The organism is Leclercia sp. 29361 (assembly GCF_011290365.1).
GTDB classification, from domain to species: domain Bacteria; phylum Pseudomonadota; class Gammaproteobacteria; order Enterobacterales; family Enterobacteriaceae; genus Enterobacter; species Enterobacter tamurae.
On sequence record NZ_CP049786.1, the window covers coordinates 2,803,804 to 2,827,330 of the forward strand.

Genomic DNA, 23,527 nt, shown 5'->3' on the forward strand with positions numbered 1-23,527 from the left:
CCTTATGCCGTCTGCGGCAGCTGAGCGGGCGCAACCGTCACCACGCGTTGCACAAAAATGCCCGGGGTGACCACCGCTTCCGGATCCAGCTCGCCGAGGGCGACGATTTCGCTCACCTGGGCAATGGTGCAGCTGGCGGCGGCGGCCATGATCGGCCCGAAGTTGCGCCCGGTTTTGTCATACACCAGGTTGCCCCAGCGGTCGGCCTTCAGGGCTTTGATCAGGGCGAAATCGGCTTTCAGCGGGTACTCCAGGACGTAATCTTTGCCGTCGATGTGGCGGGTCTCTTTCCCCGCCGCCAGCTCGGTGCCGAACCCGGTGGGGGTGAAGATCGCCCCCAGCCCGGAGCCGCCCGCCTGAATACGTGCCGCGAGGTTGCCCTGCGGAACCAGCTCCAGCTCGACTTCGCCGCGGCGATAGAGGTCGTCAAACACCCACGAGTCGGTCTGGCGCGGGAAGGAGCAGATCACTTTTTTCACGCAACCGGCTTTCAGCAGCGCCGCCAGACCATAGTCACCGTTCCCGGCGTTGTTGCTGATCAGGGTCAGATCCCGCGGCTGGCGGCGGATCAGGGCATCCAGCAGCTCGGCGGGCTGTCCGGCCGCGCCAAATCCGCCCACCATCACCACCGCGCCGTCGAAAATGTCCGCCACGGCACCATCGGTAGCGGCAATCCGTTTATCAATCATTTGCTTACCTCGTTATTTTTCGTTGTCGACGGCAGGCTGCGCAGGGCGATCCACGCCAGCAGCGCATAAGCCATCAGCAGCAGGGAGACCGGCCAGGAGGCGTCGAAGTACATCAGCAGAGCCACCGCCAGCATCGGTCCCAGACCGCCGGAGAAGATCGAGCCCACCTCATGCCCCAGCGCCAGGCCGGAGTAGCGCACGCGCACCGGGAACAGGTCGCTCATGATGCAGGGCTGAGTGCCGATCATCGCCCCGTGGCAGAACGGCAGACCCAGCAGCATCGCCAGCATGATCCAGCCGTAGTCCCCGGTGGAGAGCAGCCAGAAAAACGGGAAGGCCATCACCAGCAGGCCGATGACGCCGATGTAGTAGACCGGCTTCAGGCCGATGCGATCCGAGAGCGCGCCCCAGAACAGGATCGAGAAGAACTCCACCAGCATCGCCAGGGTCACGGCGCTGATGATCTCCCCGGTGCCGATACCGATGTGTCTGGCGTAGACCACCGAGAAGGTGAAGAAGATATAGGAGGCCCCGTTCTCCGGCAGGCGCAGGGCGATGGCCTGCAGCAGCGCCTTCGGGTGTTCGCGGATCAGCACCATTAGCGGGATCTTCTCGTGCTTCGCCTCGGGTTTTGCCTGAGTGAAGGCCTTGCTCTCGCGGATGTTTTTGCGGATATAGACCCCGACCAGGAAGATCAGGATGCTGAGCAGGAAGGGCACGCGCCAGCCCCAGCTCATCAGCTCCTCTTCCGGCAGCTTCTGCACCAGGTAAAAGGCGAAGGCCGACAGCACAAACCCACCGGAGACCCCCATCTGGCTCCAGGCGGTAAAGTAGCCCCGTCGCGATGCCGGGGCGTTTTCGCTCAGCATCAGCACCCCACCGCCCCACTCCCCACCGGAGGCCACCCCCTGTAAAAAGCGCAGGGTGATGAGGGAGATCGGCGCCCAGATGCCAATCTGCGCATAAGTCGGCAGCAAGCCGATAATAAAGGTGGTGGCCCCCATCAGGGTCAGGGTCATGATCAGGGTCATCTTGCGGCTGTAGCGATCCCCGATATGGCCGAAGACGATCCCGCCCAGCGGACGGGCGAGGAAGCCTACCGCAAAGCCGGAGAAGGCCAGCAGCGTGCCCTGCATCGGGTCGCCGCCCACCGGGAAGAACAGCGGGCCGAAGACCAGCGCCGCGGCGGTGCCGTAGAGGAAGAAGTCATACCATTCCAGGGCATTGCCCAGCACCGAGGCGATCACCAGCTTGCGCAGCTGTCCGGCATCCTGCGTCACCGCAGCCGGAGCGGCGGTGGTTTGAGTCACGACATTGCTCATCCGCGTTACCTTTTATTGTGGGTGTTACGCTTCCAGGTCATGCCCGACGGCATGGTAGCGACGGTTGAAGTAAACCAGCCCGCGCGGCGCTTCGCTGATGCGGATCGCCTGCACCTGGCAGTAGAAGACGGTGTGGCTACCCACTTCATGACAGGTGTCGATCAGGCAGTCGAAGCTGGCGACAGCCGAGCTGAGCACCGGCGCACCGCTGGCCAGCACCTGCCAGAAGTCATAGCCAAAGCGTTCCTCGGAGCGCAGGCTGGCGTTGGCGAAGATCCCGGAGAGATGCTGGTGGTCGCTGGAGAGCACGTTGACGCACAGGGCGCCGTTCCGCTTGAAGTGCTCGTTGGCGAAGGAGTTGCGGTTCATGCAGACCAGCAGCGTCGGCGGCGTGTCCGTGACGCTGCACACGGCGGAGGCGGTAAAGCCAAACTTGCCCGCCGGGCCGTCGGTGGTGATCACAGAGACCGCACTCCCCAGCTGCGCCATGGCATTACGAAATTCGGTTTGCAGTGTCATAAAGTTTCCTCACAGATCGATGACTAAACGGGCGCTTTTCGCCCGGGAACAACACAACAAAATCTGGTCGCCGTCGGCTTTCTCTTCGTCGGTCAGGTAGCTGTCGCGATGGTCCGGCTCGCCCTCCAGCACGTCGGTCAGGCAGCTGCCGCAGATCCCCTGTTTGCAGGAGACGCACACCTTCAGCCCGGCAAGCGCCAGCGCCTCGACGATGGTCTGGTTCTCCAGCACCTGCACGGTGATGCCGCTGGAGGCGGCAAACACTTCAAAGGCCGCGCCGCCGGTTTCGACTTCGGCGCTGAAACACTCCAGATGCACCTGCTCCGGGCGGTACCCCAGGGCCGCGGCCTGTTCAGTAACGGCATCCATCAGCCGAACCGGACCGCAGGTGTAGACGTGGGTGTTGGCCGGAACGTCGGTCAGCACCGCCGCCAGGTTCAGGCGCTGGGTGTCGCTGAAGTGCAGCTGAACCCGGTCGGCATAAGGCGCCTGCTCCAGCTGGGAAATAAAGGCCGCCCCGTCGCGCGAGCGGGTGCAGTAGTGCAGGCTGAAAGATCGCCCGGCAGCGTGAAGCTCGGCAGCCATCGCCAGCATCGGGGTGATGCCAATCCCGCCGCCAATCAGCAGGCTGTGACCGGCTGATGCATCCAGTGCAAACAGGTTGCGCGGGTCGCTGACCTGGATCCGATCTCCAACGTTGAGGGCATGGGCGGCCAGGGAGCCCCCCTGCGACTTTTGGTCTTTCAGAATGCCGAGCTGGTAGTGCTGGCGATTTTTAGGGTCGCCGCACAGGGAGTACGGTCGCACCAGGTCCTCTGCCAGATGCAGATCGATATGCGCCCCGGCGCTGAAGGGTGGGAGGTCGATCCCGTCAGCATGCGCCAGGGTCAGCAGGACCACCTCGCCCTGCAACTCCCGCCCGATCACCTGTAATGTCAGCATGTTGACTCCTTAACGCATAAACAGGCCGCCGTTGATGTCCCAGGTCGCCCCGGTGACAAACGACGCTTGCTCGGATGCCAGCAGGGCCACGGCCTGGGCGACAAACTCAGCTTCACCTAGCTGACCCACCGGGATCATCTGCAGCAGGCCGGGCATCTTCTCTTCCGGCACCAGGGCGTGAACCATCGGCAGATCCAGCGGCCCCGGGGCGATGGCGTTGACCGTCACGCCGGATTTGCTCAGCTCCCGGGCAAAGATTTTGGTCAGGGTTAAAATGCCGCCCTTCGAGGCCGCGTAGTGCGCCCCGGAGGCGGTGCCGCCGTTCTGCCCGGCCAGCGAGGCGAGGTTGATGATGCGACCGTAGCCGCGGGTGGCGAAGTAGCGCCCCAGGGTCTGGCAGCCGACAAAGGTGCCGCGCAGGTTGGTGGCGATCACCCGGTCGAACTCCTCGACGGCAATCTCCATCACCGGCGTGGCGAGGGTCAGCGCGGCGTTGTTGACCAACACCTGCAGGCTGCCGAAGCGCTCAAGAGTGGCATCCAGCGCCTTGGCGAAATCCTGCGGCTGGCAGATATCCAGCCCCAGCGCCAGCACCCGGCCCTGACCGTCATCGAGACGATCCGCGGCCTCCCGGGCGCGAGCCAGATCGACATCGGTCAGCACCACCTGGTAACCCTGCTTCAGCAGATGAGCGGCAATCGCGTTGCCCAGACCGGCGGCCGCGCCGGTCACTAATACGGTTTGCGTCATGGACGGCTCCTCAGAGGATGTAGCCGATGCTGTGCAGCACATCGTCGCTGTTGACCAGGCGGATCACCTTCTGGGTAATCAGCAACCTGCCGTCCTGGGGCTTAAGGTGCCAGGTGATGTCCGCCGCGTAGTGACGACTGTGGCCTTTGCGGTGCTCCCACAGGGATTGCGCCCCGCGCACCACGATCAGCTCCTCGCTGGACGCCAGCAGGCGGAAGCGCGACAGGGTGCGCAGCGTTCTGGCCCGCGGGGTGGTGGAGATCGACTCCCCGCTGTAGAGACGCTTCACCCGGCGCTCGCGCATGTGGTGATCGTCGCAGGCGTAGTTGAGGGTGTTTTTAAAATCCTTCTCGTTCGGGTCAATGGGCACCACGTACAGGCCGTCGTGCTGCCACAGATCCAGCCAGGCGTTGAACTCGCCCTGGTCCAGCAGATCGCCCTCGAGGTTGATTACGGACATCGCCGCAAACAGCACAGAATCCGGGGTCATCATTTTTCGCTCTCCGTCATCAATTTTTTCCACTGCTGGTAGGCCGCACGCATCCCGGTTTCGGCGCTGACGTCGCTGCGCAGGCCGTCATCGGTGCGATACTCCCCGGCCAGGCCGCGGTTGAGCATGATCCACAGGTCATCCCCCGCGGTAGCCCCGCGCTGGACGCGCTCCCAGGCTTCGGAGTCATCCGGGGTGCCAAAGCCCATCGGGCCCTGGAAGTGTTCGTGCAGACGCAGACGCGCCTGGTTGGCTATCTCCGGCCCGCCGTCCATGGTGATCACCGCGTGGTGGATTTCGGTTTCCATCACCGAGATGGGCTGCAGGACGCGGAAGAAGGCCATCGAGCAGGCGATATTCGGGAACAGGTTGAGGTTGAAGCCGGAGCCGCCCACCGCACGGACGATGCGGCGCACCTGCTCTTCGTCATGCTCTTTGCGCAGTTCGTCCGCCAGCTCGACAAAGCGTTCCGGGATGGGCGCATCAAGGTTGGCCTCCAGATCCACCAGCTCGGGGATCATCACCATCACGCTGTGGCCGTTGCCGAGATCTTCGACATAGCCGCTGCCGTCGACGAAGTTCAGCATCTCTTCGGTCTGCTTATCGACCGAGCTCAGGAAGGAGCGGTGGACCACCGGGAAGTGGTAGCCGTCGGTGGTGTTCTCCAGCTGGATTTTCCAGTTGCCGGGGAAGCGGAAGCGGTGTGCAGGCCCAGTCTTGATCGGGTAGCCCGCCCCCTGCTTCATAAACAGATCCATCCACTTCTTCGCCGCGCCGAGGAAATCCTCCAGGGGTTCGATCTGCTCGTTAAAGGTGGCGAAAACCATGCCGGCATACTGCTCGGTACGCAGGGAGACTAGCCCCAGCTCGTTTTTCTCCAGCTGATCGGCATAGCTTTCCGGGTGCGGCACGCCGCGCAGGCTACCGTCGAGGGCGTAACCCCAGCCGTGATACGGGCAGACGAAGCTGTTGGTTTTGCCGGTGCGGTGTTCGCAGACGGTGGCCGCGCGGTGGCGGCAGCGGTTCAGCAGGGTGTGAATGGTGCCTTTGCGGTCGCGGACCACGATCACCGGCTGGGTGCCGATCTCGGTGGTTTTGAAGCTGCCGGTCTCGGGGATCTCGCTGACGTGGGCCACCCAGACCCAGGTCCTGGTGAAAATACGGTCCAGTTCCAGCTGGAATAGCTCGTCTGAGGTATAGAGCGAGGTGTGGACGCGGTCATGTTTGACCAGGGCCGCAATCTCTTCCCGGCCTGGGACTGTCGCGTTGGTATCGATATTTTTGACATTGATGATGTGGTCACACTGCATAATCTCTCTCCTGCTCGTCGTCGGGGTTCTACTTGTTGTCAGGTACCGGGAGCGCATCCGCCGCCTGCCAGTGGCTTACCGGCCTGCTGAACAGGTTGCGGGTGGCGAAATGGTGGATGGTCATCTCCCCCGCCTCGCGACGGAAAATAATCTGCAGCTCAGCCGCGTTCAGGTGCGCGCCGCCCGCAGTAAAGGCGGAGGTTTGCAGCATCAGCCAGCGGCCGTGCAGCTCCCCGTCGGCATCCTGATACAGCGCTTCGGAACAGAGAAAATGGGCGTTCAGGGCAAAGTGCGCCGGGTGGCGGACGTAGCCCGCCATCATCGCCTCAATCGCCGCACGTCCCTGATGTCTGCCCAGCCGGGTGGCGTAGGGCTCACCCACTCCTTCCCAGCAGGCGTCTGCGCTGAACAGCGCCCCGATGGCCTGCACCGTCTCCATGCTCTCCAGCCGATCGCACAGCCGCATGTAGTTGCTGATACAGACCCGGGCTGCCTGCTGATCTTCCAGCTGCTGTAAACGCAGCGCATCCTGTGGGCTCATGATGGGCTCCGTTACTGAATAATCAGTTCGCGCCCGACGCGGGCTTCGATCTTGCAGTACTTCCACAGCTTGCTCTCCCCGTCGCCCACCGGGGTGGTGCGGAACAGGTTGCAGGCGGCCACCACGCTGTCGAGGTTGTCGGCATCCGCCAGCACGTAGGTGGTCCACGGCGAGGCGGTGGACGGGCCGACCATCAGACGGTCGTCATCCATGTTGCCGATCACCCGGATGCCCTGGGTTTCGTCGATGCCTTTCATCATCACGCCGAACGCGCCCCACACCTGTTTGGCTTCTGCCGGGCTGGCATCAAAGAAGTTCTGGTTTACGCCGATGCAAAACAGCACGCGTAAGGTTGTTGTCTGGTTCATCTGTTGCTCCTTTGGTCAAAATTACAAATAACCCGGCAGAGGCTGGCCACCGAAATAGACCGTACCGGCGTTGAGATAAGAGAGGTCGCCCATAAAGGCGTGCTGGGTGATCACCATGGTGTCGCGCACGTAGCGTTGCAGCGGGCTTTTCATGGTGATGCCGCCCATGCCGTTCAGCGCCAGCGCCTGACGGGTGACCTCGGCGGCCACGCGGGTGACGTGGGTGGACGACAGCCGCAGGGCGTTGATCTGCTCACAGTCAGGCTCGTTCCCGGCAAGAATGTCCTGCCAGACATCGTCGATGGCGTCGTAGAACCAGGCCCGGGCGGAGCGCAGATCCGCTTCACAGCGGGCAATCTGCATCTGCGCCTGGGGACGATCCGCCAGCCGCGGGGCGCCGGTCACCGACTGCTGACGATGGGCAATGGCATAGATTTCATTCAGGGCGGCGCGGGCCACGCCGAGGGCCACCACCGACAGCACCTGGGTGGCAAGGGAGAGCACCGGATAGCGATAGAGCGCCCCGTCGAGGTTCAGGGCGCCGCCGCGCACGAAGGTCCACTCCCGGGGCACAAAGGCATCGTTAACCACCAGATCGTGGCTGCCGGTTCCGGCCAGCCCGACGGTGTTCCACACCGGGTCAATCTGCACGCTGTCGCGCGGCAGGACCGCCATCCGCGGCAGAGCTTCGCCGCTCTCCGGCAGGATGCCGACGCCAAATACCGACGCGCCCATGCTGCCGCTGGCAAAACCCCAGCGGCCGGTGACGCGGTAGCCGCCGTCGGCCAGCACCGCTTTCTGCGGCGGGAAGATGCCCCCGGCGAAGACCACATCCGGGCCGTCGCGGTAGAGCGCTTTCAGGGTGTCCGGCGGCAGCGCGCCGAGATAAAACGGGCTCATGCCGAAGCTGGCAACCCAGCCCGCGGAGCCATCGGCGGTGGCGATCTGCTCGATCAGCTCGCAGAACTGCGCCGGGGAGCACTCCTCGCCGCCGTAGATTTTGGGGACCAGCGCGCGGTAGACGCCGACCTGCTTAAACCGGGCGATGATGTCGTCAGAGATATGACGCTGTTGCTCAAAATCGGCGCTGCGGGCCGCAACGTCATTCAGCAGTGGAACGAGCTCCTCACGAACATGAACGGCTGACATAGCTTCCTCCCGAAAAGAGTGTGCGGCCCGCAGAGAGACGAGCGCTGCCGCAATGAGTGGTACTCACTGAGTTATTGTTGGAACGGTGTTCGGTAAAACGGGATGGTTAGCGGCGTCGTCGTTCAGCCAGCCATTCGGCGGCCTGCACCAGCAGGCCCTCCTAGCCTTTGGCGGCGATCAGCTGCAGGGCTACCGGACGGCCATCAAGTTCACCCATCGGCAGGGTCAGCGCCGGGTGGCCGCTGAGATTGAACGGACGTACCAGGCGGGTCAGGTTGACCACGCTCAGCGGATCTTTCGCCTCTTCCAGGGTCGGGGGCAGTTCCGGCAGGGTTGCCAGCGCCAGCAATGGGGTCGTCTTCATTTGAGCATCGACCTGGGCGGTAAACGTCTGGCGGATGTGCTCTGCGGTATTCAGGGCCTCGGCATCAATGCTTTCCCCGGCGCGGATGCGGATTGCCACGTCGGCGGAGACCCGGTCATCGCTCAGTAACGGGCTAAAGGCCTGCCAGTTTTCGTGGCTGATGAGGGTCAGCCCGGCACGATGAGCATCGCCCAGCAGGGAGAGATCAACCTGCTGTGGGCGCAGGCCCCACTGCGCCAGACCATTCAGCAGCAGCGCGTCAATGTCGCGGGTGGCGGTCGGGATAAAGCCGATGGCAGGCAGGGTTGTCAGCGGTGCGCCGACCGGAATAGCCAGCCGGGTCAGCACCTGGCGCAGGACATCGGCATCGCGGGCGAAGATGCCCACGCAGTCCAGCGAGCTGTGAGCGGGCATCACCCCTACCCGGCTAAGGCGGCCGTAAGTCGGTTTTAAGCCGAGGATGCCGCAGCAGGCGGCGGGCATTCGCACCGAACCACCGGTGTCGGTGCCGAGGGCGAAATCCACCTCACCGGAGGCGACCACCGCAGCAGAGCCGCTGGAGGAGCCGCCGGGGATCAGGTCAGGAAATTCGGGGTTAACCGGCGTGCCGCTCCAGGGGTTAATCCCGGTGACGCCAAACGCCAGTTCGTGCAGGGTCGTTTTTCCGGTCAGGACGCAGCCCTGTCCGAGCAGGGTTTTCACCACCTCCGCATGCTGCTTTGCCGCCGGGCTGGTCGCCAGCGCCGGGCAGCCGGCACGGGTCGGGAAACCGGCGATGTCGAGGGTGTCTTTCACCGCGAAGCAGAGATCGCCTTCGCCGAGGGTAAACCGTTCTACGTAACCATTGCTCTCAGTAACGGGCTGCATCATTCACACCTCAACCAGAAAAAACGAATCATATTCGGCCGGGCAGTCTTCGCTGCGATTCGACCTACCTGAACTCAGGTCAATCATGGAAGATTTAGATGAATATTCAAGTAATTTTTCACGTTAATTTTACGCAAAAATAACATGGAAACATTTTTATAACACTTGCGAGAGGGAGGGTTATGACGATGATAAATAACAATAAAAACTGCGCGGAAATGAAAAAAGAGCCGCACCAGGACGTAGCGCGACTCTTATTTAAGTCATTGTTTTAATATGGGTTATCTGGAATTTTTAAGGCTGTCACAAAACCGCAATTCTCTCTGCGGCGACTTCAAAGCTCGTTCAGGTTATCGAGCACCTTCGACAGTGAAAGGTTCATTTTTTCCATCTGGGCGGCGGTCATGCCCTTAAAACCCTTCTCAAAAACCTTGCTGGCCAGGCGGTGGGCTTCAGCCACTTTTTCACGTCCGGTCTCGGTGAGCATTACCTCGGTGACTCTGGCATCCTGCACACTGCTGGCGGTAGTCACCAGGCCGTCATCACGCAGGCGACCGACAATTTTGGTGACGGTAGGCATTTTGGTCATCGCATATTCGGAGATCTGCGAGATGCTGGCTTTACCGTACTGTTCGGTAATCATCAGCACCCGAAAGCGGGAAACATCGAGCTGCACCTTTTTTAACGTGATTTCCATAACTTGCGTGTAGCGCGCATAGACATTAACGATCCAGTAGAACGGGAACTCTTCGCGATGAAAAGCGGCCCCGGTGTCTGACGATGTGTTGGTTTGACTCATGCAATGAGGTTCCGGCAGTGATGCAATGGCGGCAATTATACCCGCTATTGTCCGCCCGCTATAGCCTCTTCACGCCCGGCAATGCCTTCTGTTATTACCTGCGCGCCACGAAAGCCGATCGATATCGCAATATGATTCGAAAACGCTACGAGATTAACAATTGCGTATCATTTTTCAAACATAACATTGACGTTTATATGTGCGATTTCCTATACGTTAGCGACGTGTTCAGGTTGCACGACACAACAATACCAATAACCGCCATGTGGAGCTTTTCATGAATGAGAGTCCATCGCTGGAACAGACACGCACTGACGTGCTGGCTCCACCTTCCCCTGCTGACGCCACGCTCGATCCGCGTCAACAGCGGGTGATTAAAAAGTTATTCCGCAGACTCATCACTTTTTTGTTCATTCTGTTCGTCTTTTCGTATCTGGATCGCATCAACATCGGCTTTGCCGGGCTGACGATGGGCAACGATCTGGGGCTAACCAGCACCATGTTCGGCCTGGCGACAACCCTGTTTTACGTGATGTACGTCATCTGCGGGATCCCCAGCAACGTGATGCTGAGTATCGTGGGTGCCCGACGCTGGATCGCCATTCTGATGGTGGTCTGGGGGATTGCGTCCACCGCCACCATGTTCGCCACCGGCCCTGGTAGCCTGTATGTGCTGCGTATGCTGGTGGGGATCGCCGAAGCTGGCTTCCTGCCGGGCCTGCTGCTCTATTTAACCTTCTGGTTCCCGGCGCACTACCGCGCCCGCGCCAATGCCCTGTTTATGATTGCCATGCCGGTGACGATGGCGCTGGGCTCGGTGGCCTCCGGGTATATTCTCAACCTCGATGGAGTGATGAACCTGAAAGGCTGGCAGTGGCTGTTCCTGCTGGAAGGCTTCCCGTCGGTGATCCTGGGCTTTGTGGTCTGGTTCTGGCTGGACGACAGCCCGGATAAAGCCCGCTGGCTCACCAGCGATGACAAGGCCTGCCTGAAAGAGATGCTGGAGGCGGATCGCGTCAATGCGCTGAGCGCCCAGCAGCGGGAAAAGGCCGCGCTGGTGCCAACGCAACGCAGCATGTTCCGGGAGCTGTTCACCCCAACGATCATGCTTTATACCCTCGCCTACTTCTGCCTGACCAACACCCTGAGCGCCCTCAGCGTCTGGACACCGCTGATCCTGCGCAGCATCAGCCAGGAGAGCAGCAACGTGACCATCGGGATCCTGAGTGCCATCCCGCAGGTCTGCACTATCGTGGCGATGGTCTGGTGGAGTAAGCGTTCCGACAAGCACAACGAGCGTAAAGTCCACACCCTGCTGCCGTATCTGTTTGCCGCCGCAGGCTGGATCCTGACCGCCACCAGCAGCGATCCGATGCTGCAGTTCACCGGGATTGTAATGGCCTCGTCGGGTGCCTTTGCCGCGATGGTGATCTTCTGGACGACGCCGGACCGCGCTATTTCACTCCGCGCACGGGCGTTGGGGATCGCGGTGATCAACGCCACCGGGATGACCGGCGCCGCGCTGGGGCCGCTGCTGATGGGCTGGATGAAGGATGTCACCGGCAACTTCAACGCCGGGATCTTTATGGTGGCCGGGTTCCTGGTGCTGGGTGCGTTGGTGATTTCGTTGATTCCAATGAAGAAAGTAGCGCAACAATAGTGACACTGCCGGGTGGCGGCTACGCCTTACCCGGCCTACGGTTTTTGTAGGCCCGGCAAGCGCAGCACCGCCGGGCATGCAAACTTACTCCGCTGCCACCGGTTTCACCCTTACCCCGGCAAACACCATTACCATCGCCGCTACCAGCAGCACGCCGCTGGCAGTAAATACGCCGCTCGCCCCGTTGAGATCGAATACCGCCCCGCCGCCTGCCGCACCGGCGCTGATCGCCAGCTGAATCGAGGCGACCATCAGGCCACCTGCGCTCTCGGCCTCGTCGGTAACGGTAGTTGCCAGCCAGGTTGACCAGCCCACCGGCACCAGGCCGAAGGCGAAGCCCCACAGGCTCACCAGCAGACCGTCCACCAGCGCCAGATGTCCAAACGCCACCATCAGCCAGGCCAGGATCCCCATCGCGAACGGCACCAGCGCCAGGGTCAGGCGCAGGTTGCGCGCCAGCAGATGTCCGGCAATCGAAGTACCGACAAAGTTCGCCACGCCAAAGCCGAGCAGGATCAGCGAAATCGTTTCAACGCTCGCCTGCCCTACCGTCTCGAGGAACGGTCGCAGGTAGGTAAAGAAGGCGAAATGGCCGCTGAAGATCAGGATGGTCGCCAGCAGGCCGCCCATCATCCCCGGACGACGCAGGACCCGCATCAAAGTGCTCAGGCTGGCGCTATTCTCCGGACGCATGGAGGGCAACACCCACAGCTGCCACAGCAGCGCCAGCAGGCTTGGCACCACGCAGAGGAGAAACACGTTGCGCCAGCCGATCAGACTTCCGAGATAGCTGCCCAGTGGCGCGGCTACCACGGTAGCGATCGACACCCCGGAGAAGATAATGGCCAGCGCTTTCGGCACGTCGCTGGCAGGCACCAGGCGCATCGCGGTGGCGGTGGACATCGCCCAGAAGCCGCCGATCGCCACCCCCAGCAGCAAGCGTCCCATCAGCAGGACATGCAGCGAGGGCGCGAAGGCCACCATCAGGCTGGAGATAATCTGCAGTACCGAGAAGAACATCAGCACCCAGCGGCGGTCGATGCTTTTGGTGGCGGGAGTAATCAGCAGACCGGTGACCAGCGCTACCAGCGCGGTGGCGGTAACGGATTGCCCCGCCACCCCTTCGCTGACCCCCAGACTGGCCGCCATTGGCGTCAGCAGGCTGGCAGGCAGAAACTCGGCGATGATCAGACCGAATACCCCCAGCCCCAACGACCAGACCGCGCGCCAGGCGGGTCTGGCCGGGGCACTGGCCTCGTTTGCGACGATGGATGAATGCATCTGTTACTCTCCGGTTATAAAAATGTGATGTATGTCGCAAAGCATAGGCAGTTCACCGTGGACGATCTATGACATATAATCTCCACTTATTGATTAATCGTCCGGGAATAGAGAAATGACCATCCAGTCGCCTGATTTGATCAGTGAATTGCTGCGCGGCATGCGCCTGTCAGGGGTGAAATACCGTCGGATTGAAGCCAGCACGCCCTTTGGCGTGGCCTTTGGTTATGCGCCGGGCAAAGCACAATTTCACTTTATCAGCCGCGGCCCGGCGGTTCTGCAGATGCACAGCGGGGCGCGGTTCGCGCTGAACAGCGGCGATGCGGTGTTTATCCCCAACGGTGATGCCCACGCCCTGCTCTCCGGGGATGACGCGACGGTGACGCCGGTGTCGGCCTTTCCCAGCGAGCCCATCTGCAACACGGTATGCGACATCCATTGCGAGCCCTGCCCGGACAGCGATAATGTAGTGATATTCAGCGGATGTATGGATTTCGATCTCGGTGGGATGCAGCCGCTGATCAAAGCGATGCCGGAAGTGATGATGGTCAGTCGCCTGATGACTACGTGGCCGGAGATCCATCCCCTGCTGGAGGCGATGGAGCGCGAGTCGATGGCGCGCCAGGTAGGCTTTGCCGGGATCCTCGCCCGGCTGGCGGACGTGGTGGCAGCGCTGATTGTCCGCGGCTGGGTCGAATCCGGATGCGGGAAAGCCACCGGTTGGATCCAGGTGCTACGCGATCCGCGCCTCAGCCGGGCGATCTACGCCATGCACCAGCAGCCGGGGGTCAACTGGAGCGTGGCGGAACTGGCAAAACAGGCGGGAACGTCGCGGTCGGTGTTTGCCGAGCGGTTTCTCACCGCCACCGGCACTACCCCGGCGAAATACCTGACCGAGCTGCGGATGCGGCTGGCGATCCAGTATATCAGTCAGGAGAATCAGGCGATTGAAACCGTGGCATTGCGGCTGGGCTACGGGTCGCTGGCCGCCTTTAGCCGGGCGTTTAAGCGAATTGTCGGCCAGTCGCCAGGGGCGTTACGCGAAGCCAGTCAGATCCCACAGGAGATCTGACCGGGTAACAGTTAAAGCCAGCTCTGCTGGGTCATTTTCCCTTCGGTGCGATCCTCGCGCGGCAGTTCGATGGCCAGAGTGGAGAGATGTTTCGACCACAGATCCGCCACCCATTTCACCCCGCGGGCGGTAAAGCGCGCCTGGGACCAGGTATGCTGGTTCTCGCCCACGCCGCTGTGCAGGGTAAAATAACCCGCGTCGATATGGTGCTGCGGCGGAACCAGATTGCCGCCAACGCGCTGCATGATATTGCGCTCCAGCAGGAACTCGCGGAACTGCGGCTCTTTGGCTTTGAGCATTTTACAGAGCTGACGGAACCCCATCGCCTCTTTCACCTTAACGAACTGGTCAAAAAACGCCGCCTTTGGGGCCCAGAGCGCCAGCTGCTCCTCCGCCCGATGGCATTTTTCATACTGCTCGGCCCAGGCGCGTGCTGCCGCCGCCGGGTTAGTGAAGTCCGGGATATTGGCGTTTCGTTCCCGCTCCTGCCAGCGATCCAGCATGGCAGCCGTAAAGCCCGGAGAAATACGCGAAACCGTCAGCAGGGAGTCTCGTTTATTCAGCAAAAACTCCTGCCGCGTTTCACCTTCGCGCTCGTACAGACTGGCCGTTACCGGCTGCGAAAGACGCTGCGCTGTTTCCAGACTCGTCACCATGCGTTTCACCTCGGTATGGGCGATACCGGTCATTTTGGCGATTTCGCGGCTGCTGATGGTGGCAAGCCGATCGTTGGACTGGAAATTTTCAACAGGAATTACCATAGGTTTCACCCCTCACTCATACATTACATGGGTAATTTGCTCTAATAGTATACAAATACCTGTTCAAATATCCAGTATAATTTTTAGGCGTCTCCCCCGGAAAGCAGGCCACGCCTAAGTTCCGGTAATCAGGACGGTTTTGGCTGCGTCGCCAGGCTTTCCAGTTCCCGTGCGTCATGGCTACAGAAAAAAGTGATGTCGTGGGCGTGCGAACAGGAGAGCTCGCGCAACCGCTGCTGATTGTGCCGCCGGGTAGCGTTGTCCATCGCCATCATCCACTGGTAAAAGCGCAGCCCGGGGGTACAGTGGCGCTGCGGCTGGCGCATCTCATCCCGGTAAAACCAGGCGTCGCCACCGTGCAGCAGCCACCGCTGCGGCTGGCGGATGGCAATGCCCGCGTGGCCCGGCGTGTGCCCGGCCAGCGGCACCAGCAGGATCTCCGGCGGCAGCCCGTTCAGCGCCGTTACCGCGTCGAAGCCAAACCAGCGCTCGCCCTGCACCTGATAGCCCTCCCAGCCAGAGGTGGCGCTCCATTGCCCGGGGCGATAGCGCTCCCGCTGCAGCCAGCTGTGGCGTCGCTGGGCGGTGTCGATCTCCTGCTGCATTAAATGGATGCGCGCGTGAGGGAAATCGGTCAGCCCACCCGCGTGGTCGAAATCCAGATGCGTCAGGATGATATGGCGGACGTCCGCCACACTGAAGCCCAGCGCCTCAACCTGGGCGCGTGCCGTGAGCGACTCCCGGCGCTGGATGTTATTCAGCGCCCGGAAAAAGCCCGACAGCCGGGAGGGCTCGCGCACGTCCCCCTGCCCGAAGCCGGTATCCACCAGTACCAGCCCGTCGCGCTCGGTTTCAATCAACAGGCAGTGGCAGACCAGATGCGCATGCAGCCCCTTGCTGAAACCATCGTAAAACGCGCCGCCCAGCGGGCACATACACCCGCAGTTAAGGTGATGGATCTTCATATCGCCTCCTCATCAATGTGAATGCGTCTGCTGGCTCTGCTCGGCGGTGCCAAAATGCGCGGTGTCGCCGTGACCGTGTTCCCCGCTCCCCTGCACGCGCCGGAGCTGAATCACCTCGCCCTGCTGCCAGGCATTGGCGCCTTTCGCCACCGGGTGGGCGACGATATCGGCGCGCTGGCGTTTAATCTCCTGGGTATCAATATCAAGACGCCGATCGCGATCCGCCAGCAGGGCCGGATCGAGCTGCCCTTCCCCGGTAAAGCCCATCATCAGGGCCGGGATGCCGAGCGGCAGGGTTTTGTCGCGATCCGTGTGCCAGGTGTGCCAGGTTTTGCCGTAGGTGTTGACGATTTTGCTCATCAGCGCCTTGTCGGCCACCGCAGGCAGGCCGGGTGCTACCAGACTGCCCGACTTCACTTCGTACTGATGGCTGTGCCAGAGCTTTTTCTCCTCCGGCGGCAGGGTGTTAAACAGGCGCTCGCTGATGATGTATTCGACCCCCATCAGCCGGGCATCCTTCGTATTGCCGTCATAGATGACCGCCTGCATAACCTCTTCGTTAAGCACGGTCACGTAGTGATGGGCCTCCATCTGGCCGTTTTTATCCCCGCTGTAAAAATGAAAGCCGTCAAGATAAGCGCTGATGGCCTCCACCGGCGGGCGGGACTGAATAACCTGGGCGCCCGTTTCCAGAGTGCGCATTTTGGCGGAGGTGCTTTCACCAGGGATGGGTGCCTGCGGCGGGGAGTTGTTCGCCCCACAGCCGACAAGAAGCAGGATGGCTGGCACGATCAAAGGTAACGATTTCATTGGCACTCCCTTTTGCTTAACCTGGTTATGAAGGTAGTGCAGATGTCGGGATTGATCCGGCATATATCAGAAAAAACAGCGGCTTCGCTGTGGTTTGTCCGCAACGGTAAATTGTCTGGTTATGCGCAAAATGCGCTATCCGACACGCTAAGTGGCTAAGATTCGTCTAAGGTTTTCAGGTGATTGATGACAGCGGTCACGCTGCCCAGCGAACTTAGGAGAACAACCATGATGAGACCTCAACGCCACCCTACACTGCGGCTGGCGATTGGCGGCATCCTGCTTGGGATCACCGCCTTCAGCTATGCGGACGACTCGTCCAGCACCCAGAAACAGCCCCCGGACATTCTGTTTGGTCCTCTGTTTAACGATGTGCAAAGCGCCAAACTCTTCCCCGACCAGAAAACCTTTGCCGATGCGGTGCCAAAAAACGATCCCCAGGCGATCCTTGCTGATTACCACATGCAGCGAAAACAGTCCGGCTTCGACCTGCGGCATTTTGTCGACATGAACTTCACCCTGCCGACTGAAAATGAAAAATACGTTCCGCCAGCCGGGCAGAGCCTGCGTGCGCATATCGACGGCCTGTGGCCGGTGCTGACCCGCACCACCTCCAGCGCCGGGAAGTGGGATTCACTGTTGCCGCTGCCGAAACCTTATGTGGTGCCAGGGGGACGTTTCCGCGAGATTTACTACTGGGACAGCTACTTCACCATGCTGGGGCTGGCCGAGAGCGGTCACTGGGACAAAGTCGCCGATATGGTGGCTAACTTCGCTTACGAACTGGATAGCTGGGGCCACATCCCCAACGGCAACCGCAGCTACTACCTGAGCCGCTCCCAGCCGCCGTTCTTCTCCCTGATGGTTGAACTGCTGGCGACCCACGACAGCGAGGCGCTGAAAAAATACCGTCCGCAGATGGAAAAAGAGTACGCCTACTGGATGGAGGGGGTGGATGCCCTTCAGCCGGGTCAGGCCAGCCAGCGGGTGGTGAAGCTGGACGATGGTGCGGTGCTGAACCGCTACTGGGACAACCGCGATACGCCGCGCCCGGAATCCTGGCTGGATGACATCAATACCGCGAAAAAATACCCGAACCGCCCGGCGACCGAGATCTACCGCGATCTGCGTTCCGCCGCCGCCTCCGGGTGGGACTTTAGCTCGCGCTGGATGGACGATCCGCAGCAGCTGGGGACGATCCGCACCACCAGCATCGTGCCGGTGGATCTGAACGCCCTGATGTTCAAGATGGAAAAACTGCTGGCGAAAGCCAGTCAGGATGGGGGCGACAGTGCAGCCGCCAGCCGTTATGAGGGTCTGGCAGCCGATCGTCAGAAAGCGATGGAGCGCTATCTGTGGAACGACAAACAGGGCTGGTATGCGGATTACGATCTGAAAACCAAACAGGTGCGCGATCAGCTGACCGCCGCGGCGCTGTTCCCGCTGTACGTGCAGGCAGCCTCACAGGAGCGTGCGGACAAGACGGCCTCAGCCGCCGAGGCTCAGCTGCTGAAAGCCGGTGGGATTGCGACGACCAACGTCAACAGCGGTCAGCAGTGGGATGCGCCAAACGGCTGGGCACCGTTGCAGTGGGTGGCCACCGAAGGCTTGCAGAACTACGGGCATAAAAAAGTGGCGATGGACGTCACCTGGCGCTTCCTCACCAACGTGCAGCACACCTACGATCGCGAGCAGAAGCTGGTGGAGAAATATGATGTGTCCACTACCGGCACGGGTGGCGGTGGCGGTGAATATCCGCTGCAGGACGGCTTCGGCTGGACCAACGGCGTGACGCTGAAGATGCTGGATCTGGTTTGCCCGCAGGCCAACCCTTGCGACAAACTGCCCGCCCAGCAGCCTGCGGCGAATGATGAACCGGTGACCACCACCCCAGCGGCCACCAGTAATCAACCGGCGGCCAGTACCCCGTCCACCTCACAGCCAGCCGCGAATGATGAATCGACACAAACGCAGAAGAGTGTCGGGCAGTAAGGTGTCCCAGGCCGGGTAAGGCGTAGCCGCCACCCGGTACAAAAAAACGGCTCTTAACAAGAGCCGTTTTTACGTGGGTCAGGCGCGTCGTACCATTCTGTAGATGAGAAGCACGAGAATAGCGCCAACCACGGCCACCAGAAAACTTTGCAGGTTAAATCCGGATACATTGCCGCCGATGCCAAACATCGTTGCCAGCCAGCCGCCGACAACCGCACCTACGACCCCAAGGATACAGGTCACAATAAAGCCACCACCATCCCGTCCAGGCATGATGAATTTTGCGATAACACCAGCAATAAGACCAAAAATAATCCAGGCGATGATACCCATAGCGATGCCCTCTTGCAGAGTTAAGCTTACGCAGAACACCCGTCTGCGTAGGTCAATTAAGTATAGGCAATAGCCAGAAAACCATTTTGAGTACACTGACTTAATTGCGGCTCTGACGAAAAAAATAATTGCTGGTTTGTATTAAGTTCCGCGCACAGATGCCGATAACGCAACCACAGACTGTCATCTATCGAGGAGCCCTCGGGCGTGAGTAATTACAGTGAGCAGTTCCTGAAAACTAATCCGCTGGCTGTATTAGGGGTATTACGCGATCTGCAAAAACAGGGCGTTCCCGTGCGTATCAGCTGGGGGAACAACCAGTTCATCAGCAAAATTCTGGATGCCACGCCAGAACGGCTGGTGATGGATTTGGGTAGTCAGGAGTACGAAAACCGCTCGGTGCTGCGCGCAGAAATCATCACCGTGGCCGCCGACACCCAGGGGGCGAAGGTGGAGTTCGACCTGCCGCAACTGGAACAGGGAACCTGGCAGGGACTACCGGCCTTTATCACCTCCCTGCCGGCCTCGGTATGGTGTATCCAGCGACGGGAGTTTTTCCGTATCAATGCCCCCCTGCATCCGGCCTACTTCTGCAAAGCCAAAATGCCGGACAAGAGCGTGATCCGTTTTCGTCTGCACGATCTGTCGCTGGGCGGCATGGGGGCGCTGATGGATAGCGCAAAACCTGAGGCACTGGTGGAGGGGATGCGCTTCTCGCAAATCGAACTGGATATGGGCGGCTGGGGTCGCTTCTTCTTCGATGCGCAGCTGATCACGGTGAGTGAACGTAAGGTCGTGGACAGCAAAAACGAAACCATCACCACGCCGCGTCTGAGCTTCCGTTTTCTCAATGTCGGGCCAGGCCCGGAGCGTGAACTGCAGCGAATTATCTACTCGCTGGAACGTGAAGCGCGGGAGCGCGCCAACAAGGTGCGTTGATCGCGACCGGGCAGCGCGTGGCTGCCCGGCAACGGATTACATGGCGTCCATCGCCTTCTGTACTTTCCAGATATAGCGCGGCGCCTGCGGGGCTGGGTGATTATTCACGACGTGCTCAAAGAACTCGTCTTTGTCCAGGTCGTTGATCTCGGCAATCGCCTTTTTGCGATCCGAGGAGAAGGTGCGCAGCAGCGCGCCTGCCCCGTTAACGTACGACACCACCAGCGCATACTGCATCACTTCCGGATCCTCAATTCCCTTCAGGATCCCGTGCTCCAGAATGCTCAGATAGGCGGTGCCCATCGAGATATTGCGCTCCGGGTTCTTCAGCTCGCTGGTGGAGGGCTGTCCGCTCCAGCCCATATGCCGGTAGACCTCTCGCCCGGCAGTGGAGGCTTTCAGCTGCATCAGGCCCACCGCGTTCGATTTACTCACCAGATTTGGATTCCCGCCCGACTCCACCGCAATGATGGCGGTCACCAGACGCGGGCTGACGCCCCAGGCTTCACCGGCTTTTTCGCTGATCGGCATCCACTGCATCGCCCGTTTGACCGGCACTTCCGGGTTCCATTCGGTTTTGTTGTAATCCTGCTTTGAACTGCATCCTGCAAGCAACACAATCAAAAAAGCAAACCATCTCAATTTCACGTCATCTGTCCTTATGGTCATTCATCGCTGTTACCCTATCCTCCGCTTGATGAAGGATGCGCTCAGGCGGCATGATATATACATTTAGATTTATAAGTCAGCAAGGAAATGCCATGTCTCAGTTTCATCTCATCGCACCATCAGGTTACTGCATTAATCAGGAGGCGGCCCAACGGGGCGTTGCGCGTTTACTGGACGACGGGCATCAGGTGCAAAATCAGATAATTATACCCCGCCGCCAGCAGCGATTTGCCGGGACCGAGGCGCAGCGGCTGAACGACATTAACGCCCTCACCCGCCTCGAGGGTGACAACCAAATAGTGCTGGCGGTGCGCGGGGGATACGGCGCCAGCCGCCTGCTGGAGCAGATCGACTGGCAGGGTCTGGCTACACGCCAGCAGCAGGATCCGCTGCTGATTTGCGGTCACAGCGATTTCACCGTTATCCAGCTGGGCCTGCTGGCACTGCATAACATCATCACCTTTAGCGGCCCGATGCTGGCGGGCAACTTTGGCGCCCCCGAGCTGGACGCCTTTACCCTGGATCATTTCTGGCGCGCGCTGCAAAACAAAACCTACTCCGTGGAGTGGCAGGGCGAAGGTCCGGCGTGTGAACGCGCAGGCCAGCTATGGGGCGGCAATCTGGCAATGGTGGTGTCGCTGATCGGCACCCGCTGGCTGCCCGCCATTGAGAACGGCATTCTGGTGCTGGAGGATATCAACGAGCATCCGTTCCGGGTTGAGCGCATGCTGCTCCAGCTGTACCACGCGGGGATCCTCGACCGCCAGCAGGCGATCGTCCTCGGCAGTTTTAGCGGTGCGGCCGCCAATGATTACGATGCCGGATACGATCTGGCGACCATGATCGATTACCTGCGCTCCCGGGTGTCAGTGCCGATTATCAGCGGGCTCGATTTTGGTCATGAACAACAGACCGTCACCCTGCCGCTCGGCGCGCAGGCTTCGCTTGTTCATGCCGCAGGTAAGACCTGTTTGACCCTGAGCGGTCATCCGGTGCTGAAGGCATAAAAAAAGCCCCTTAAGCGCCGGATTAGCACGCTGTAAGGGGCATTAATATGTTAGGGTTTTAATAATAGTCACCGCGTCACGCAGGGAGTACGCACACATTGGATGCCGCAGCAATAATCAGTCTTTTTATCCTGGGTTCAGTTCTTGTAACCTGCAGTATTTTATTGAGCTCATTCTCGTCTCGTCTCGGCATCCCCATTCTGGTTATTTTCCTCGCCATCGGCATGCTGGCGGGTGTTGATGGTGTCGGCGGGATCCCCTTCGATAACTACCCGTTTGCCTACATGGTGAGTAACCTCGCGCTGGCGGTGATCCTGCTGGACGGCGGGATGCGCACCCAGGCCAGCTCGTTTCGCGTGGCGCTGGGCCCGGCCCTGTCGCTGGCAACGGTCGGGGTACTGATTACCTCCGGCCTGACCGGGATGATGGCAGCCTGGCTGTTTAATCTGGATATCATGGAAGGGCTGCTGATTGGCGCCATCGTCGGCTCCACCGACGCCGCGGCGGTCTTCTCCCTGCTGGGCGGCAAAGGGCTGAACGAACGTGTCGGCTCGACGCTGGAGATTGAATCCGGCAGTAACGACCCGATGGCGGTGTTTCTCACCATTACCCTGATAGAGATGATCCAGCAGCATGAGACCAGCCTGAGCTGGATGTTCGCCTGGCACATCATTCAGCAGTTCGGCCTTGGGATCATCATCGGCCTCGCCGGGGGCTATCTGCTGCAACAGATGATTAACCGTATCTCGCTGCCGGCCGGGCTCTACCCGCTGCTGGCCCTGAGCGGCGGGATTTTGATTTTCGCCCTGACCACCGCGATGGACGGCAGCGGCATTCTGGCGGTCTACCTGTGCGGCTTCCTGCTGGGGAATCGCCCGATCCGCAACCGCTTTGGCATTCTGCAGAACTTTGACGGCCTGGCCTGGCTGGCGCAGATCGGCATGTTCCTGGTGCTGGGGCTGCTGGTCACTCCGTCGGACCTGCTGCCGATTGCCATTCCGGCCCTGCTGCTGTCGATATGGATGATCTTCTTTGCCCGTCCGCTGTCGGTGTTTGCTGGCCTGCTGCCGTTCAGAGGGTTTAACCTGCGCGAGCGGGTGTTTATCAGCTGGGTGGGACTGCGCGGCGCGGTACCGATCATCCTCGCGGTATTCCCGATGATGGCCGGGCTGGATAACGCCCGCCTGTTCTTTAACGTGGCCTTCTTCGTGGTGCTGGTGTCGCTGCTGTTCCAGGGCACGTCCCTGTCGTGGGCGGCGAAAAAGGCCAAAGTGGTGATCCCACCGGTGGGCTGGCCGGTCTCCCGCGTGGGGCTGGACCTTCATCCGGAAAACCCGTGGGAGCAGTTTGTCTACCAGCTCAGCGCCGACAAGTGGTGCGTGGGTGCCTCCCTGCGGGATCTGCATATGCCTGAGGAGACGCGCATTGCCGCCCTGTTCCGCGATAACGCCCTGCTGCACCCGACCGGGAGCACCCGGCTGCGTGAGGGGGATATTCTCTGCGTGATTGGCCGCGAGCGCGACCTTCCTGCTCTCGGCAAGCTGTTCAGCCAGTCGCCGCCGGTGGCGCTGGATCAGCGCTTCTTTGGTGATTTTATTCTCGAAGCCAGCGCCAAATTTGCCGACGTGGCGTTGATCTACGGCCTGGAGGAAGGGCTGGAGTATCGTGATAACCAGCAGACGCTGGGCGAGATTATCCAGAAGCTGCTCGGTGCCGCGCCGGTGGTAGGTGACCAGGTGGAGTTTGCCGGGATGATCTGGACGGTGGCGGAGAAAGAAGATAACAGGGTGCGGAAAGTGGGCGTCCGCGTGGCGGAGGATGCCGAGGAATAATTCTGTGCGGTCGGTTTGCCGGGTGGCGGCTACGCCTTACCCGGCCTACAAGGCACGGTTTTGTAGGCCCGGCAAGCGTAGCGCCGCCGGGCGTCT

Annotated in this window: 24 protein-coding genes; 6 read left to right on the top strand and 18 right to left on the bottom strand. The window is 60.7% G+C overall.

Going from position 1 to position 23,527, the window contains the following annotated elements:
• Positions 1 to 2: 2 nt before the first annotated feature.
• The 12 genes from G7090_RS13345 to G7090_RS13400 form a co-directional block, all read right to left on the bottom strand.
• Positions 3 to 689 carry a 3-oxoacid CoA-transferase subunit A gene (locus tag G7090_RS13345; protein ID WP_166182745.1) on the bottom strand — a complete coding sequence of 229 codons (687 nt, stop codon included), beginning with the start codon at positions 687 to 689 and terminating at the stop codon, positions 3 to 5.
• Positions 686 to 2,011 carry an MFS transporter gene (locus G7090_RS13350; RefSeq protein WP_242685323.1) on the bottom strand — a complete coding sequence of 442 codons (1,326 nt, stop codon included), beginning with the start codon at positions 2,009 to 2,011 and terminating at the stop codon, positions 686 to 688. Before G7090_RS13350 ends, G7090_RS13345 begins: the two co-directional genes overlap by 4 nt.
• 24 nt (positions 2,012 to 2,035) lie before the next feature.
• A complete protein-coding gene (locus G7090_RS13355) occupies positions 2,036 to 2,530 on the bottom strand; it encodes a flavin reductase (protein ID WP_166182746.1) in 495 nt (164 codons plus the stop codon).
• Positions 2,531 to 2,539: 9 nt separating this feature from the next.
• Entirely contained in the window at positions 2,540 to 3,472 is a 933-nt protein-coding gene (locus tag G7090_RS13360; RefSeq protein ID WP_166182747.1) for a PDR/VanB family oxidoreductase, read from the bottom strand.
• Positions 3,473 to 3,481: 9 nt separating this feature from the next.
• Entirely contained in the window at positions 3,482 to 4,222 is a 741-nt protein-coding gene (locus tag G7090_RS13365) for an SDR family NAD(P)-dependent oxidoreductase (RefSeq protein ID WP_166182748.1), read from the bottom strand.
• Positions 4,223 to 4,232: 10 nt separating this feature from the next.
• The gene (locus G7090_RS13370; RefSeq protein WP_166185332.1) at positions 4,233 to 4,712 is read right to left on the bottom strand and encodes an aromatic-ring-hydroxylating dioxygenase subunit beta; all 480 of its coding nucleotides are present in this window, start codon (positions 4,710 to 4,712) and stop codon (positions 4,233 to 4,235) included.
• Positions 4,712 to 6,022 carry a Rieske 2Fe-2S domain-containing protein gene (locus tag G7090_RS13375; RefSeq protein ID WP_166182749.1) on the bottom strand — a complete coding sequence of 437 codons (1,311 nt, stop codon included), beginning with the start codon at positions 6,020 to 6,022 and terminating at the stop codon, positions 4,712 to 4,714. Before G7090_RS13375 ends, G7090_RS13370 begins: the two co-directional genes overlap by 1 nt.
• A gap of 28 nt (positions 6,023 to 6,050) precedes the next feature.
• Positions 6,051 to 6,563 (bottom strand): nuclear transport factor 2 family protein, encoded by a 513-nt coding sequence (locus tag G7090_RS13380; RefSeq protein ID WP_166182750.1) that lies wholly within the window; start codon positions 6,561 to 6,563, stop codon positions 6,051 to 6,053.
• 11 nt (positions 6,564 to 6,574) lie between these two features.
• Positions 6,575 to 6,931, bottom strand: coding sequence for an IacB protein (locus G7090_RS13385; RefSeq protein ID WP_106993248.1), 357 nt, complete (start codon positions 6,929 to 6,931; stop codon positions 6,575 to 6,577).
• 21 nt (positions 6,932 to 6,952) lie between these two features.
• Positions 6,953 to 8,080 (bottom strand): acyl-CoA dehydrogenase family protein, encoded by a 1,128-nt coding sequence (locus G7090_RS13390; protein ID WP_166182751.1) that lies wholly within the window; start codon positions 8,078 to 8,080, stop codon positions 6,953 to 6,955.
• A 160-nt stretch (positions 8,081 to 8,240) separates the two neighbouring features.
• Positions 8,241 to 9,311 carry an amidase gene (locus G7090_RS13395; RefSeq protein ID WP_166185336.1) on the bottom strand — a complete coding sequence of 357 codons (1,071 nt, stop codon included), beginning with the start codon at positions 9,309 to 9,311 and terminating at the stop codon, positions 8,241 to 8,243.
• 334 nt (positions 9,312 to 9,645) lie between these two features.
• A complete protein-coding gene (locus G7090_RS13400) occupies positions 9,646 to 10,110 on the bottom strand; it encodes a MarR family winged helix-turn-helix transcriptional regulator (RefSeq protein WP_166182752.1) in 465 nt (154 codons plus the stop codon).
• Between the two features lie 277 nt (positions 10,111 to 10,387).
• Here G7090_RS13400 and hpaX point away from each other — a divergent pair, with 277 nt between their 5' ends.
• Entirely contained in the window at positions 10,388 to 11,770 is a 1,383-nt protein-coding gene (hpaX, locus tag G7090_RS13405; protein ID WP_166182753.1) for a 4-hydroxyphenylacetate permease, read from the top strand.
• A gap of 84 nt (positions 11,771 to 11,854) precedes the next feature.
• Here the strand turns inward: hpaX and G7090_RS13410 are convergent, their stop codons facing one another.
• Positions 11,855 to 13,051 (bottom strand): MFS transporter, encoded by a 1,197-nt coding sequence (locus G7090_RS13410; RefSeq protein ID WP_106993253.1) that lies wholly within the window; start codon positions 13,049 to 13,051, stop codon positions 11,855 to 11,857.
• A gap of 115 nt (positions 13,052 to 13,166) precedes the next feature.
• Between G7090_RS13410 and G7090_RS13415 the strand changes: the two genes are divergently transcribed.
• Positions 13,167 to 14,123, top strand: a complete 957-nt coding sequence (locus G7090_RS13415) for an AraC family transcriptional regulator (RefSeq protein ID WP_106993254.1) — start codon at positions 13,167 to 13,169, stop codon at positions 14,121 to 14,123.
• Positions 14,124 to 14,134: 11 nt separating this feature from the next.
• Here the strand turns inward: G7090_RS13415 and G7090_RS13420 are convergent, their stop codons facing one another.
• The 3 genes from G7090_RS13420 to G7090_RS13430 all read right to left on the bottom strand — a co-directional run bounded on the left by G7090_RS13420 (position 14,135) and on the right by G7090_RS13430 (position 16,659).
• Positions 14,135 to 14,884 (bottom strand): phage antirepressor KilAC domain-containing protein, encoded by a 750-nt coding sequence (locus G7090_RS13420; protein ID WP_106993255.1) that lies wholly within the window; start codon positions 14,882 to 14,884, stop codon positions 14,135 to 14,137.
• A gap of 128 nt (positions 14,885 to 15,012) precedes the next feature.
• Positions 15,013 to 15,849, bottom strand: coding sequence for an MBL fold metallo-hydrolase (locus G7090_RS13425; RefSeq protein WP_166182754.1), 837 nt, complete (start codon positions 15,847 to 15,849; stop codon positions 15,013 to 15,015).
• A gap of 12 nt (positions 15,850 to 15,861) precedes the next feature.
• Complete coding sequence (locus G7090_RS13430; protein WP_166182755.1) at positions 15,862 to 16,659, bottom strand: OBAP family protein; 798 nt, start codon at positions 16,657 to 16,659, stop codon at positions 15,862 to 15,864.
• A gap of 228 nt (positions 16,660 to 16,887) precedes the next feature.
• On the opposite strand from G7090_RS13430, the gene G7090_RS13435 reads away from it, so the two are divergent.
• Positions 16,888 to 18,651 (top strand): alpha,alpha-trehalase, encoded by a 1,764-nt coding sequence (locus G7090_RS13435; RefSeq protein WP_166182756.1) that lies wholly within the window; start codon positions 16,888 to 16,890, stop codon positions 18,649 to 18,651.
• A 78-nt stretch (positions 18,652 to 18,729) separates the two neighbouring features.
• Here the strand turns inward: G7090_RS13435 and G7090_RS13440 are convergent, their stop codons facing one another.
• Entirely contained in the window at positions 18,730 to 18,984 is a 255-nt protein-coding gene (locus tag G7090_RS13440; protein WP_106993259.1) for a GlsB/YeaQ/YmgE family stress response membrane protein, read from the bottom strand.
• Positions 18,985 to 19,191: 207 nt separating this feature from the next.
• Here G7090_RS13440 and G7090_RS13445 point away from each other — a divergent pair, with 207 nt between their 5' ends.
• The gene (locus G7090_RS13445) at positions 19,192 to 19,923 is read left to right on the top strand and encodes a flagellar brake protein (protein WP_106993260.1); all 732 of its coding nucleotides are present in this window, start codon (positions 19,192 to 19,194) and stop codon (positions 19,921 to 19,923) included.
• A gap of 36 nt (positions 19,924 to 19,959) precedes the next feature.
• Here the strand turns inward: G7090_RS13445 and emtA are convergent, their stop codons facing one another.
• The gene (emtA, locus tag G7090_RS13450) at positions 19,960 to 20,571 is read right to left on the bottom strand and encodes a membrane-bound lytic murein transglycosylase EmtA (protein WP_106993261.1); all 612 of its coding nucleotides are present in this window, start codon (positions 20,569 to 20,571) and stop codon (positions 19,960 to 19,962) included.
• 113 nt (positions 20,572 to 20,684) lie between these two features.
• Between emtA and ldcA the strand changes: the two genes are divergently transcribed.
• Positions 20,685 to 21,599, top strand: a complete 915-nt coding sequence (ldcA, locus tag G7090_RS13455) for a muramoyltetrapeptide carboxypeptidase (protein WP_166182757.1) — start codon at positions 20,685 to 20,687, stop codon at positions 21,597 to 21,599.
• 98 nt (positions 21,600 to 21,697) lie between these two features.
• Positions 21,698 to 23,431: a potassium/proton antiporter gene (locus G7090_RS13460; RefSeq protein WP_166182758.1), complete on the top strand. Its 1,734-nt coding sequence runs from the start codon at positions 21,698 to 21,700 to the stop codon at positions 23,429 to 23,431.
• Positions 23,432 to 23,527 lie beyond the last annotated feature (96 nt).

What these genes read in the sequence shown, in the direction of transcription:
- G7090_RS13345 (WP_166182745.1), bottom strand. Translation starts at nt 689, where the DNA reads ATGATTGATAAACGGATTGCCGCTACCGATGGTGCCGTGGCGGACATT.
- G7090_RS13350 (WP_242685323.1), bottom strand. Translation starts at nt 2,011, where the DNA reads ATGAGCAATGTCGTGACTCAAACCACCGCCGCTCCGGCTGCGGTGACG.
- G7090_RS13355 (WP_166182746.1), bottom strand. Translation starts at nt 2,530, where the DNA reads ATGACACTGCAAACCGAATTTCGTAATGCCATGGCGCAGCTGGGGAGT.
- G7090_RS13360 (WP_166182747.1), bottom strand. Translation starts at nt 3,472, where the DNA reads ATGCTGACATTACAGGTGATCGGGCGGGAGTTGCAGGGCGAGGTGGTC.
- G7090_RS13365 (WP_166182748.1), bottom strand. Translation starts at nt 4,222, where the DNA reads ATGACGCAAACCGTATTAGTGACCGGCGCGGCCGCCGGTCTGGGCAAC.
- G7090_RS13370 (WP_166185332.1), bottom strand. Translation starts at nt 4,712, where the DNA reads ATGACCCCGGATTCTGTGCTGTTTGCGGCGATGTCCGTAATCAACCTC.
- G7090_RS13375 (WP_166182749.1), bottom strand. Translation starts at nt 6,022, where the DNA reads ATGCAGTGTGACCACATCATCAATGTCAAAAATATCGATACCAACGCG.
- G7090_RS13380 (WP_166182750.1), bottom strand. Translation starts at nt 6,563, where the DNA reads ATGAGCCCACAGGATGCGCTGCGTTTACAGCAGCTGGAAGATCAGCAG.
- G7090_RS13385 (WP_106993248.1), bottom strand. Translation starts at nt 6,931, where the DNA reads ATGAACCAGACAACAACCTTACGCGTGCTGTTTTGCATCGGCGTAAAC.
- G7090_RS13390 (WP_166182751.1), bottom strand. Translation starts at nt 8,080, where the DNA reads ATGTCAGCCGTTCATGTTCGTGAGGAGCTCGTTCCACTGCTGAATGAC.
- G7090_RS13395 (WP_166185336.1), bottom strand. Translation starts at nt 9,311, where the DNA reads ATGCAGCCCGTTACTGAGAGCAATGGTTACGTAGAACGGTTTACCCTC.
- G7090_RS13400 (WP_166182752.1), bottom strand. Translation starts at nt 10,110, where the DNA reads ATGAGTCAAACCAACACATCGTCAGACACCGGGGCCGCTTTTCATCGC.
- hpaX (WP_166182753.1), top strand. Translation starts at nt 10,388, where the DNA reads ATGAATGAGAGTCCATCGCTGGAACAGACACGCACTGACGTGCTGGCT.
- G7090_RS13410 (WP_106993253.1), bottom strand. Translation starts at nt 13,051, where the DNA reads ATGCATTCATCCATCGTCGCAAACGAGGCCAGTGCCCCGGCCAGACCC.
- G7090_RS13415 (WP_106993254.1), top strand. Translation starts at nt 13,167, where the DNA reads ATGACCATCCAGTCGCCTGATTTGATCAGTGAATTGCTGCGCGGCATG.
- G7090_RS13420 (WP_106993255.1), bottom strand. Translation starts at nt 14,884, where the DNA reads ATGGTAATTCCTGTTGAAAATTTCCAGTCCAACGATCGGCTTGCCACC.
- G7090_RS13425 (WP_166182754.1), bottom strand. Translation starts at nt 15,849, where the DNA reads ATGAAGATCCATCACCTTAACTGCGGGTGTATGTGCCCGCTGGGCGGC.
- G7090_RS13430 (WP_166182755.1), bottom strand. Translation starts at nt 16,659, where the DNA reads ATGAAATCGTTACCTTTGATCGTGCCAGCCATCCTGCTTCTTGTCGGC.
- G7090_RS13435 (WP_166182756.1), top strand. Translation starts at nt 16,888, where the DNA reads ATGATGAGACCTCAACGCCACCCTACACTGCGGCTGGCGATTGGCGGC.
- G7090_RS13440 (WP_106993259.1), bottom strand. Translation starts at nt 18,984, where the DNA reads ATGGGTATCATCGCCTGGATTATTTTTGGTCTTATTGCTGGTGTTATC.
- ldcA (WP_166182757.1), top strand. Translation starts at nt 20,685, where the DNA reads ATGTCTCAGTTTCATCTCATCGCACCATCAGGTTACTGCATTAATCAG.